Origin of the sequence: Streptomyces ossamyceticus (assembly GCF_001418475.1) — a bacterium.
Taxonomy (GTDB): domain Bacteria; phylum Actinomycetota; class Actinomycetes; order Streptomycetales; family Streptomycetaceae; genus Streptomyces; species Streptomyces ossamyceticus.
In genome coordinates this window covers 1-11,479 of record NZ_LIQX01000567.1, presented here as the reverse complement: position 1 = coordinate 11,479, position 11,479 = coordinate 1, and the positions used below count along the sequence as shown (strand labels likewise).

Below are 11,479 nucleotides of genomic sequence, written 5' to 3'. Positions count from 1 at the left end.
CTGGCCGCGCGCACGCCCCCGTCCGCCGGCGTCCAGGCCAAGATCCATGAACTCACCCGCAAGGCGCTGCCGTTGACCCTGGCGGGCGGGGCCGCGGTGACGGGTCTCTCGCTGCTGCGCGGCACCCCCATCAGGGAGGCGGTGAGCGGTGGTGTCGCGGTGGCCGTGGCCGCCGTCCCCGAGGGGCTGCCGCTGGTCGCCACGGTGGCACAGCTGTCGGCGGCCCGGCGACTGAGCCGCCGCGGCGTCCTCGTGCGCACCCCGCGCACCCTGGAGGCGCTGGGCCGCATGGACACCGTCTGCTTCGACAAGACGGGCACCCTCACCGAGAACCGTCTCCACCTGGTCCGGGTCGGCGAGGCCGACGGCACGGTCCGCACCCTCAAGGACACTGCCGCCGACGACACGGCCCGCACCCTGCGGGTCGCCGCCCGCGCCTGCCCCCGCCTGAACGGCGGCTCGAATCGCCCGGTGCACGCCACCGACGAGGCGGTGCTGGACGCGGCCGGCACCGACCCGGAGTGGGAGCAGACCGAGGGCCGGCCCTTCGAGGCGGCCCGCGGCTACGCCGCGGCCGTCGGCACAGCGGCGGACGCCACCCCCGTCCTGGTGGTCAAGGGCGCCCCGGAGACGGTCCTGCCCGCCTGCCCCGACCTCCCCGATCACGCGTCCGGCACGGCGCAGTCGCTCGCCCGTGACGGTCTGCGCGTCCTCGCGGTCGCCGAACGCCCGCTGCGCGCGGGCGAGGAACCGTCCGCCGCCCTCGAAGAACCGCTGGGCGAACTGGAGTTCACCGGCCTGCTCGCGCTCGCCGACGTACCGCGTGAGACGTCCACCGACCTGGTGCGCGGGCTGCGCGAGGCGGGCGTACGACCGGTCATGCTGACCGGGGACCACCCGCAGACCGCCCGGGCGATCGCCGCCGAACTCGGCTGGCCCGAGGACACGACCGTCGTCACGGGCGACGAACTGGCCTCCGCCGACCGCTCCGTACGGTCGAGGATGCTGCGGGACGCGGGTGTCGTGGCGCGGGTCGCGCCCGAGCAGAAGCTCCAGGTCGTGGAGGCGCTGCGGGACGCGGGCCGGGTGGTCGGGATGGTCGGCGACGGCGCCAACGACGCCGCGGCCATCCGTGCCGCCGACATCGGCGTGGGCATCCAGGCTCGCGGCTCCGCCGCCGCCCGGAACGCCGCCGACCTGGTCCTGACCGACGAGGACCTGTCGGTGCTGATCGAGGCGGTCACCGAGGGCCGCTCCCTCTGGCACAGCGTCACCGACGCCATCGCCATCCTGATCGGCGGCAACGCGGGCGAGATCGGCTTCGGTATCCTCGGCACGCTGCTCGCCGGACGGGCCCCGCTCTCCACCCGCCAGATGCTGCTGGTGAACCTGTTCACGGACCTGTTCCCCGCGATGGCGGTGGCGGTCACCCCCAAGGAGGAGCCGGGCGGCGCGAACGGCGGCGACACCGAGGGCGCCACCCCGGGTACGGAACCGCTGGGCAACGACCTCCTCGGCGCGCCCCTCATGCGTCAGATCCGCCACCGTGCCCTGACCACCTGTCTGGGCGCCACCCTCGCCTGGCTGGCCGGCCGTTTCACACCGGGCACCGCACGCCGCTCCACCACGATGGCCCTGTGCGGAGTGGTCGGCACCCAGCTGGCCCAGACCCTCGCCGACCGCCGGCACAGCCCGCTGGTCCGCACCACGGCCCTCGGCTCCGCCGCGGCCCTCGTCGTCCTCGTCCAGATCCCGGGCGCCAGCCACTTCTTCGGCTGCACCCCGCTCGGCCCGGTCGCCTGGGCGGGCGTCACCGCGGCGATCGCCCTCGCGGTGGCCGGCCAGCGGACCCTGCCCGACCTGGAGCGGACGGTCCAGCGGCTGATGCGACCCCGGCCACGAGCCTCGGCCGAGCCGCGCCCCGCCTGAGCCCCGCCCCGCCGCCGGCCGGGGCGCGCCCCGGCCGAGACCGCCCGCCGGAGCGCGTCGGGGGCGAAGGCCACTAGACCGACCGGTGGTACTGCTCGGGCACGTGTACCTCGCCCCCCAGTTCCCGCGCGGCCTGCCGGGCCCAGGAGGGGGTGCGCAGCAGCTCACGGCCCAGCAGTACGGCGTCGGCCTCCCCGTTGGCGAGGATCTTCTCGGCCTGTTCGGGCTCGGTGATCAGACCCACCGCCGCGACGGGCATCCCCGCCTCGTCCCGGACGCGCGCGGCGAACGGCACCTGGTAGCCGGGGCCGACGGGGATGCGGACACCGGAGGCGTTGCCGCCGGTGGAGACATCGAGGAGGTCCACACCGTGGGCCCTCAGCTCGGCCGCGAGCCGGACCGTGTCGTCCGCCGTCCAGCCGTCCTCCTCCAGCCACTCGGTCGCGGAGACCCGGAAGAACAGGGGCTTGTCCCGCGGCCACACCGCGCGCACGGCGTCCACCACCTCGAGCGCGAAGCGGATCCGGTTCTCGTACGAGCCGCCGTAGGCGTCGGTACGGCGGTTGGAGTGCGGGGAGAGGAACTCGTTGATCAGGTAGCCGTGGGCGCCGTGGATCTCGACGACCTCGAACCCGGCGGCGAGCGCACGGCGGGCGGCCTCCGCGAACTGCCCGACGACGGCCCGGATCTGCTCGACCGTCAGCTCGTCCGGCACCGGGTGCTTCTCGTCGAACGGCACGGCGCTGGGCGCGACCGGCTGCCAGCCGTACGCGTCCGGGCCGACCGGGGCGCCGCCCCGCCAGGGCCGGTCGGTGGACGCCTTGCGCCCCGCGTGCGCCAGCTGCACCGCGGGCACCGTTCCCTGCGTCCTCAGGAAACCGGTGATCCGGCGGAACGCCTCCACCTGGGTGTCGTTCCAGAGGCCGAGGTCGTACGGGGAGATCCGGCCCTCGGGGGCCACGGCGGTCGCCTCGACGATGATCAGGCCCGTCCCGCCGGTGGCGCGCGCCGCGTAGTGCGCGAAGTGCCAGTCGCCCGGGGCGCCCGTCCCGGGTCCCTCCGGCGCGGCCGAGTACTGGCACATCGGGGGCATCCACACCCGGTTCGGGATGGTCAGTTCACGCAGGCGGTAGGGCTCGAACAGCGCGCTCACGGCGGACTCCGATCGTCAGGGATGCCGACACGGGCCGGGTACGACCCGATGTCTCGTACGATAGGCATCGTAGTACGGCGAATGTCAAACTACGATGATTCTCGTACAATGAACGTCCCGAAGACCCGACGCAAGGGAGCCGCCGTGACCTCGCCCGCCGTCAGCAGTCGGGATCTCCCGCATCCGGAGCCCGCCGAGATCCGGCTGGAGGCCGTGCTGCACGCGCTCTCCGACCCCATGCGGCTGCGTATCGTGCGAGAGCTCGCCGCCGACGGAGACGAGCTCTCCTGTTCGTACTTCGACCTGCCGGTCACCAAGTCCACGACCACCCACCACTTCCGGGTGCTGCGCGAGAGCGGGGTGATCCGCCAGGTCTACCGGGGCACCGCCAAGATGAACGGCCTGCGCCGGGACGACCTGGACGGCCTCTTCCCGGGGCTTCTCGACACTCTCCTGGACGCCGCCGGCCGGCAGGCCGCCCGGGTCCGGGACCCCGGCGACGGCTGAATCGGCCCTCGACGGAAGGTGGCTGAAGAGGAGGTTCAGCGCGATCGCCGTGAGGCAGCCCGCGACGCGCGCCAGCGTGCGCAGTCCGCTCGCGGCGACCGTACCGAACATCACCAGCCCCGCACCGCCGAGCACCGGCGCCGGGATCGCGGCCACCACCGCACCCGGCTTCGGCAACAGCCCCAGCAGTACGAGGATCCCGCCGGCGGTGCCACGACCCAACGGCTTCGGACCCGGGCCATGCCGATGGGCCGCCGTCGTGCTGAAGCAGCGGGCCGCCGTCGTGCCGAAGCGGCGGGCCGTCGTCCTGCCGCGCTCGCCTAATCCCGTGCCCCGCCCTGAGCGGCCGTCAACAGCGACTCCCAGTCCGGGAGTTTCACCACGCCACGGCCCAGCGACGCCCCCAGTTCCGCCTCCGCCCGTTCGATCGCCTGCCAGCCCGACCACTCCACGGGGCGGACGCCCTCCGCCCGCAGGGCCGCCAGCGGGTCCGCCGGGACCGCGCGGCGCAGGAGCGCGGGGGCGTCCTCCAGCAGAGAGGTCACCGTCTCCTTGGCGCAGGGGCGGTTGGTGCCGATCACTCCGGTCGGGCCCCGCTTGATCCAACCGGCCACGTACTCGCCGGGCGCGGCCACACCCTCCCGCACGACCCGGCCCGCGACATGGGGAACCGTGCCCCGCCGGGGATCGAAGGGGAGCCCGTCGAGCGCCACACCGCGGTAGCCGACCGAGCGGAGCACGAGCTGGGCCTCGATCTCCTCGTACCGGCCGGTGCCGACCAGGCCGCCCCGACCGTCCGGCCGTGTGCGCTCCAGCCGGACGCCGCAGACGCGGTCGCCGTCGGCGAGGAGCTCGACCGGGCGCAGGAAGAACCGCAGCCGGATGCGGTGCCGGCCGCTCGGCGCCGGCGCGGTGGCCCAGCCGCGCAGGACCTCGACGTTCCGGCGCTGCGCGGCGGGCAAGGCCGACGGGTCGACGTAGTCCGGGTCCATCTCCAGCTCCACCGGGTTGACGGTGACCTGGGTGTCCGGGAGCGTGCCCAGCTCACGCAGCTCCTTGGTGGTGAAGCGCGCCACGGAGGGACCGCGGCGGCCCACCATGTGGATGCGGGACACCTGGCTGGAGGCGAGCGAGGCGAGGGCGGACTCCGGCATGTCGGTCGGGCTCAGTTCGGCCGCGCCGCGCGCCAGCATGCGGGTGACGTCCACGGCGACGTTGCCGACGCCGATGACCACCGCGGTACGGGCCCCGAGGACGAAACCGTCGGCCACGGCGTCCGGGTGCGCGCTGTACCAGGACACGAACTCGGTCGCCGACCAGCTGCCCCGCAGATCCTCGCCCGGGATGCCGAGCCGGCGGTCGGTGGCGGCGCCCACGCAGTACACCACCGCGTGGTACAGCTCCCGCAGCCGCGCCACCGGCACACCTCGAGGCCCCACCTGGACCCCGCCGAGGAAGCGCACCCGCTCGTCCTCCAGCACGGTCCGCAGGTTGTTCTGGAGCGACTTGATCTTCTCGTGGTCCGGCGCCACCCCGTACCGGACCAGACCGTAGGGGCAGGGCAGGCGGTCGAGGACGTCGACCAGGACCCCGGGATCCCGCTGGACGAGGCTCTGGGCGGTGTAGCACCCGCTCGGCCCCGAACCCACGACGGCGACATGCAGCACGGCGGAACTCCTTACGCGAGGAGATCGCTGATGCCTCCAGGATCGCACCCTGGGGGCCGCCGGGGGAGGGGGCGCTCGGCGTGGCTGTGCCGAACGATTGTGATCACTCCCTTACGTTGCGTGTGTGCTCGAAGCTTCCTTTCTCAGCCTTTCTGATCGTCATTGGCAGGACGGCGCGGTCTCGGTATGGCCCGCGTGGGAGGTGCAGGAAGGCGGGGGAGTCACCGCCTGGTTCAACGCCCGGCTGAGCTTCCCGGACGGGGCCCGGGTCGAGGTCCTCGCGGTGGTGGCCGGGGGGCGGCTGTCCCTGGAGGACGTCCGGGCCCAGCCGCCGCTGTCCCTGGACGACCTGGCGGAGCTGGCCGACTGGATCGAGGGCCCGCTCTTCGAGGCGTGCGGCACCGTGCTGCCCGACCCGGTCGAGGGCGGCGTGCCGGGCGCCCGGTACGCTGCCGCCCGCCGGGCCAGGCCCGCCTGGCCGCGGGGCACGGAGGGGCGGCGGCTGGTGGCGGAGGAGTACCTCACCGCACAACGGGAGGGCTACGACCCGGTGCTCGCGGTGATGTGCGCGACCGGGCACAGCCGCCGCAAGTCGCTCCGTCTGATCGCCGGCGCCCGCGACGCCGGCCTCCTGACCCCCCGCCACGCCCGACGCTGAGCCCACCGCGACCGGCGGCCGCGTTCCTGACCTCACAGGGCAATACACCTAGGCCATGAGGTCGCGCATCCTGCTGATCTCGGTCGTCTGCTGGGCGATCACGTCGTCGGCCATCTCCTCGATCAGGATGTTGTTGCCCTGGGTCTTGACGTCCGTGGCCATCGTGATCGCCCCCTCGTGGTGAGTGATCATCAGTTTCAGGAAGAGGCGGTCGAACTCCGCCCCGTCCAGCGTGCCGAGTTTCTTCAGCTGCGCCTCGGTCGCCATGCCGGGCATCTCCCCGTGGTCGTGCGACGTGCCCTTCCGGTCGCCGTCGTTGACCTTCAGCCAGCCCTCCATGGCCTCGATCTCCGGCTTCTGGGCGGCCGAGATGCGCTCGGCGATGCGCTTCACCTGTGTCGACTTCGCGTGCTTCGGCGCGAGTTCGGTCATCTCCAGGGCCTGGCCGTGGTGCACGATCATCATGCGGGCGTAGGCGTAGTCCGCGGAATTCGGCGAGTCGTCCTCGGCGCGCCGCTTTTCCGCCTCCTCGGGGGACAGGGTACGGGCCGCCTCACCGGGTTTTCCGGGAGCGATCACCGCGGGTCCGCCGGACCGGGCGGAAGCGCCGTCGGGTTCGGTGTCCGACCCCGAGTCACAGGCCGCGAGCGCGAGGAGAGCGGCCGTCAACGAGGCCGTGACCAGCGACGCGCGGGATGTGCGGCGAACGAGCACAGTGACCTCCTGGGCAGAGCAACGGGCATACAACAGGCGAGTGTTGACGATCGTTTCTAACAGGCATTCAGGTGCTGGTGATCAAATTTGTTCGTTACGAATACATGGCCATCTGTTGATCTGTGCATGCTGAAGACGATACTTCGGAGGTGCCTGAACCGTTCGACTGCGAACGGCTACGAGGGAGGACACAGTGACCCTGTTGAACAACCTGCGGACGCGCCGCAGACGGCTGGGGGTGGCCGCCACGGCGGCCGGACTCCTGGCCGCGCTGTTAACGGCCGGTCCGGCGGTGGCGACTCCCGACCCGGGGGACGCGCCCACCGTGCGCGAGAAGGTCTCCAAGAGCGACGCGGCGGAGGCACGCGAGGCGATCGCCGCCGGTGAGATACCCGGCAAGGACGAGATCGTCCACTCCGCCAACATCGAGCACCTGACCAACATCCCGAAGGAGGCGCTGCCGGGCACCAACTCCGACCTCGCCTTCCAGGGGAAGTACGCGTTCGCCGGCAACTACGACGGCTTCCGCGTCTTCGACATCAGCAACCCCAGGGCCCCGAAGACGGTCGCCCAGGTCCTCTGCCCGGGCTCCCAGAACGACATCTCCGTCTCCGGGAACCTGCTCTTCCTGTCCACGGACTCCTCGCGCAGCGACAGCTCCTGCAACAGCACCACCCAGCCCGCGAGCGAGAAGTCGTCGTGGGAGGGCATGAAGATCTTCGACATCAGCGACAAGGCGAACCCGAAGTACGTCGCCGCCGTCGAGACCGCCTGCGGCTCGCACACCCACACGCTGCTGCCCCAGCGGAAGAACGTCTACGTCTACGTCTCGTCCTACTCGCCGAACGCGGCGTTCCCCGACTGCCAGCCGCCGCACGACGGCATCTCGGTCATCAAGGTGCCGCGCTGGGCCCCCGAGAAGGCGGCCGTGGTGGGCTTCCCCGTCCTCTTCCCCGGCGAGGGCCCGGACGGCGGCGGCAACCCGGGTGGGCCCACCAACCCCGGTGTCTCCAAGACCACCGGCTGCCACGACATCACCGTGCTGCCGTCGAAGGACCTCGCGGCCGGCGCGTGCATGGGTGACGGCATCCTGTTCTCCATCAAGGACCCGGAGAACCCGAAGATCATCGACCAGGTCCAGGACAACGTCAACTTCGCGTTCTGGCACTCGGCGACCTTCAACCAGAAGGCCAACAAGGTCGTCTTCACCGACGAGTTGGGCGGCGGCGGCGCGGCCACCTGCAACGCGGAGATCGGCCCGAACCGCGGCGCCGACGGCATCTACGACATCGTCGGCAGGGGCGACCACCGCAAGCTCGTCTTCAAGAGCTACTACAAGATCCCCCGCCACCAGGCGAACACCGAGAACTGCGTCGCCCACAACGGCTCGCTGATCCCGGTCAGGGGCAAGGACATCATGGTCCAGGCCTGGTACCAGGGCGGTGTGTCCGTCTGGGACTTCACCGACTCCGCCAACCCCAAGGAGATCGCCTACTTCGAGCGCGGTCCCCTCTCCACGGACACGCTGGTCGGCGGCGGTGCCTGGTCGGCGTACTACTACAACGGCTACATCTACTCGAACGACATGGTCAAGGGATTCGACGTCCTGAAGATCGACGACCGGCGCACGAACCCCGCCCGCTGGGTCCACCAGCGTGAGCTGAACGTGCAGACGCAGCCGGACTACTTCGACTTCGGCTGGTAGGACGCCGGACCGACACCGTCAGGTGGCGAAGAAACGCGACAGATCCCTGTCGTACGTCCCGCCGGTCCCCTCGGGGGCCGGCGGGACACCCGACTCCCAGTCGAGTCCGTAGCGCCGAAAGAGCTCCGCGCGCAGGGTGGTGACCGGCAGCGGCGCGTTCGGCAGCACCATCGCGTACACGGCACCCATCAACAAGGCCCGCAGCAGCGGGTAGTCGGCGTCCGGGTCCGCGGAGCCGTGCCGGGTCACCGTGTCCCGCAGCAGTTCGCCCAGCCGTCGCTGCTCGGCGCACTGCACGAATCCCTCCGGGGCCTGGAGCAGCCCCGCCATGTGCTGGCGCATCAACACCGGCCGCTCCAGGGCCAGTCGCAGGATCGCGTCGACCGCCCGCGCCATCCGCTCCCGCCCGTCGTCGCTGCGCGGCTCGCCCTCCAGCGCCTCCTCCAGCGTCCGGTGCATCAACCGGTGCACCGCCGACTGGACCAACTGGCGCTTGCCGGGGAAGTAGTACGACACCAGCCCCCGTGCCGATCCCGCGCGGTCCGCGATGTCCCCGAGCGTCGTGGCCTCGTAGCCCCGCTCGTCCACCAACTCGACCGCGGCCTGCAACAGTCGCTCCCGGGAACGGCGACGCAACTCTTCATTGACCGAGGCGCTGCGCGGGGACATCCTGTAACTCCTGCGTTGACTGGCTGCCAGCCAACTATACTCAGCGCTTCCGGGCGGCGACCCTGAGTGTCCCTCCCGGCCGCTGTCCGTCCCGGGCCGCACGGGGGACGGTCCGGGACGGACGACGGGTCGCCGGCGACGGCGACCCGGCCGCCGTGACCCGCCCGACGGACCCCCGACCGGACGGTGTCTCAGCCCAGCAGCCCCAGCACCGGGCGCAGTCCGTCCGGCCGGCTGTGGGCGGGCAGATGGTCCACGAAGTGCACCGCGCAGCCCAGGGCCGCCGCGCCGCCGTCGGCCCGCCGGTCGTCACCGACCATCAGCGTGTCCCGCGCGTCGACGCCGAGCGCCTCGCAGGCGAGCGTGAACAACCGAGGGTCCGGCTTCTGGATGCCGTGCTCGTACGACAGCACATAGGTGCCCACGTACGGGTCGAGACCGTGCGCGCGGAACACCGGTCGCACATCCCAGCCGATGTTGCTCACCACGCCGACGGCCACCCCCCGCTCCCGCAGACCGGCGAGCACCTCGGCGGCGTCCGGGTACGGGCGCCACGCGGGCGGCGTCATATGGCGGTCGTAGAGCGCGTCGTGGAGCGCGGGGGCGGGCAGGGACACCCGCCGGGACAGCCCCGTGAAGGCCGCCCGGTGCTGCTCGGCGCTCCGGTCCCGGACCGTCCACAGCTCACCCAGCTCGCCGGTCGGCGGCTCCACGGGGGCGGGCCCGCCGGGCAGCGCGCCCGCCCGCTCCAGCGCCTCGGCGGCACGCACCACCTCCGGCTCGGGCAGGTCGACACCGGTGTCCGCGAGCACCGCCCGCAGCCAGGACTCGCCGGACTCGATACGGAAGAGGGTCCCGGAGAAGTCGAACAGCACGCCTTTGATCGTCATGACGGGGATCCTTCGCGGTGCGCCCGACCGGGTCAAGTACGCCTCGGCGCACCCCACTTCTCGTACGCCGTCACGGCCAGTGCCACGGTCAGCGCGCCCAGCAGCCAGCCGCCCACCACGTCCGACGCCCAGTGCACGCCCAGCCAGATCCTGGTCAGACCCACACCGAGGACCGACACCACGGACACCGCCAGCGCGACCCGCGTGACGACGCGTCCGGCGCCGTACAGATGGAGGAGCCACAGCAGCAGACCGCACACCACGGTCGCCGTCATGGCGTGACCCGACGGGAAGGCGGCGTAGTGGGCGGAGTCCACGGGGTCGGGCCAGGCGGGTCGCTCCCGGCCGACGGCGGCCTTCAGGCCCTGCTGGACCGCCGTGCCCACCGCACAGGTGACGGCCAGCCAGATCGCGAGCCACCACTCCCGGTGCCGCCACACCAGCCAGATCGCGGCGGCCGCGCACACGAGGCGCATCGTCACCGGGTCCCACACCCAGTCCGTCAGAACGCGGAAGGCGTGGGTGGTCCCGGACTCGGCGACGGCCCATCTGTGGGTGGTGTCCGCGATGCCGTCGTCCAGGGACATCAGCGGCGCCCAGGAGAGCGCGACCAGGACGAGCAGCAGGACGGTGGGCGCCGCGAGGGCCGCGGCGACGCGGACGGTGCGGGAGTTCGACGGCCGGTGGGGCGGCGCGTCGACGGTGGGGGTGTGCATGCAGCGATCCTCGCCGACCCGTGGGGCTCCGTGCCAATGCCGGGGCGTGAGATCACTGTCACGCGCCGCGACCGGAGCGCGAGCCGTGCCTCGCGCGTTGTTCTTGGGTTTCCCTTTGTCGGTTCTTTGCCGGGTCACGGTTAACCGAGTGCCCGCAACCCCGGTACGAAAGCCACCAGAACCGGCAGTGCGGGCAGCAGGGCCGCGCACGCGGTCAGTCGCAGCCGGCGCGCGGGCGTCAGCCGGTCCGGGGGAGCGAGCAGCCGGTGGACGCGTCGCGGCACATGGTCCTCGGGGGCCGAGCACGGCCCGAACACGCCCCGGTCCTCGTTGAGCCCGACGAGCGCGAGGGCGGTCGTCAGGCGTCCGTGGCGCCGGGAGGCGGTGTCGTCGGCGGCGAGTTCGACCAGGCGGTGCATCTCGTCACGGAACGCGGCGAACACCGGCACCCTCGGGAAACCGCCCGCCAGCGCCGCCGAGCAGTGCAGCAGCCAGTCGTGCCGGGCCCGCGCGTGCCCCTGCTCGTGCGCGACCACTGCGTCCACCTGCCGGCCCTTCAGCCGACGCAACGCGGCGGTGGTGATGACCAGTCGGGGCGCCGAGCCGGGCAGCCACCAGGCGTCCGGCCGCTCGCCCTCCACCACCACGAGACGGTCCGCCCCCGGCTCCTCGCCGGGCAACAGCGGCGCCCGCCGCAGGATCTCCGCCTCCCGCCGTCGGCGCTGCCGCCGGGCCAGCGCGACCTCGCCGACCAGCATCGCCCCGGTCCACACCCCGCCGCACGGGGTGGTCGAGGCGTACGCGCTGGGGACCGGTGGTTCGTGGGCGGCGGTCACCGCGGTCGCGCTCGCGTGCGGCGGGGTGTGGACCG

Annotated in this window: 11 protein-coding genes and 1 pseudogene; 4 read left to right on the top strand and 8 right to left on the bottom strand. The window is 72.6% G+C overall.

Annotation, left to right across the window (positions count from 1 at the left end):
- On the top strand, positions 1 to 1,929 hold a 1,929-nt coding region (locus tag AOK15_RS33385), incomplete at its 5' end, for a cation-translocating P-type ATPase (protein ID WP_157870439.1).
- 73 nt (positions 1,930 to 2,002) lie between these two features.
- Here the strand turns inward: AOK15_RS33385 and AOK15_RS33380 are convergent.
- A complete protein-coding gene (locus tag AOK15_RS33380; RefSeq protein ID WP_055522063.1) occupies positions 2,003 to 3,082 on the bottom strand; it encodes an NADH:flavin oxidoreductase/NADH oxidase in 1,080 nt (359 codons plus the stop codon).
- A 144-nt stretch (positions 3,083 to 3,226) separates the two neighbouring features.
- Between AOK15_RS33380 and AOK15_RS33375 the strand changes: the two genes are divergently transcribed.
- Entirely contained in the window at positions 3,227 to 3,589 is a 363-nt protein-coding gene (locus AOK15_RS33375; RefSeq protein WP_055522064.1) for an ArsR/SmtB family transcription factor, read from the top strand.
- Here AOK15_RS33375 and AOK15_RS48415 read toward each other — a convergent pair.
- Together AOK15_RS48415 and AOK15_RS33370 are read right to left on the bottom strand one after the other, a co-directional pair.
- Positions 3,503 to 3,837, bottom strand: a pseudogene (locus AOK15_RS48415) (solute carrier family 23 protein); the annotation flags it as partial. The gene AOK15_RS33375 and the pseudogene AOK15_RS48415 sit on opposite strands and share 87 nt — an antisense overlap.
- Before the next feature lie 72 nt (positions 3,838 to 3,909).
- Positions 3,910 to 5,256 (bottom strand): FAD-dependent oxidoreductase, encoded by a 1,347-nt coding sequence (locus AOK15_RS33370; protein WP_055522062.1) that lies wholly within the window; start codon positions 5,254 to 5,256, stop codon positions 3,910 to 3,912.
- Between the two features lie 124 nt (positions 5,257 to 5,380).
- Here AOK15_RS33370 and AOK15_RS33365 point away from each other — a divergent pair, with 124 nt between their 5' ends.
- On the top strand, positions 5,381 to 5,914 hold the full coding sequence (locus AOK15_RS33365; protein WP_055522061.1) for a DUF6214 family protein: 534 nt from the start codon (positions 5,381 to 5,383) through the stop codon (positions 5,912 to 5,914).
- 48 nt (positions 5,915 to 5,962) lie between these two features.
- On the opposite strand, the gene AOK15_RS33360 is transcribed toward AOK15_RS33365, so the two are convergent.
- Complete coding sequence (locus tag AOK15_RS33360) at positions 5,963 to 6,628, bottom strand: DUF305 domain-containing protein (protein ID WP_055522060.1); 666 nt, start codon at positions 6,626 to 6,628, stop codon at positions 5,963 to 5,965.
- Between the two features lie 193 nt (positions 6,629 to 6,821).
- Here AOK15_RS33360 and AOK15_RS33355 point away from each other — a divergent pair, with 193 nt between their 5' ends.
- Positions 6,822 to 8,333, top strand: coding sequence for an LVIVD repeat-containing protein (locus AOK15_RS33355; protein ID WP_055522059.1), 1,512 nt, complete (start codon positions 6,822 to 6,824; stop codon positions 8,331 to 8,333).
- Between the two features lie 18 nt (positions 8,334 to 8,351).
- Here the strand turns inward: AOK15_RS33355 and AOK15_RS33350 are convergent, their stop codons facing one another.
- From AOK15_RS33350 to AOK15_RS33335, 4 genes are all read right to left on the bottom strand, one after another.
- On the bottom strand, positions 8,352 to 9,002 hold the full coding sequence (locus AOK15_RS33350; RefSeq protein ID WP_055522058.1) for a TetR/AcrR family transcriptional regulator: 651 nt from the start codon (positions 9,000 to 9,002) through the stop codon (positions 8,352 to 8,354).
- 191 nt (positions 9,003 to 9,193) lie between these two features.
- Positions 9,194 to 9,892, bottom strand: a complete 699-nt coding sequence (locus AOK15_RS33345; protein ID WP_055522057.1) for an HAD family hydrolase — start codon at positions 9,890 to 9,892, stop codon at positions 9,194 to 9,196.
- Between the two features lie 32 nt (positions 9,893 to 9,924).
- Positions 9,925 to 10,608: a phosphatase PAP2 family protein gene (locus AOK15_RS33340; protein WP_055522056.1), complete on the bottom strand. Its 684-nt coding sequence runs from the start codon at positions 10,606 to 10,608 to the stop codon at positions 9,925 to 9,927.
- 140 nt (positions 10,609 to 10,748) lie between these two features.
- A partial coding sequence (locus AOK15_RS33335) for a M56 family metallopeptidase (RefSeq protein ID WP_055522055.1) occupies positions 10,749 to 11,479 on the bottom strand: 731 nt, incomplete at its 5' end.

Excerpts from the sequence above, each read along its gene's own strand:
- AOK15_RS33340 (WP_055522056.1), bottom strand. The coding sequence starts at position 10,608 with ATGCACACCCCCACCGTCGACGCGCCGCCCCACCGGCCGTCGAACTCC.
- AOK15_RS33350 (WP_055522058.1), bottom strand. The coding sequence starts at position 9,002 with ATGTCCCCGCGCAGCGCCTCGGTCAATGAAGAGTTGCGTCGCCGTTCC.
- AOK15_RS33345 (WP_055522057.1), bottom strand. The coding sequence starts at position 9,892 with ATGACGATCAAAGGCGTGCTGTTCGACTTCTCCGGGACCCTCTTCCGT.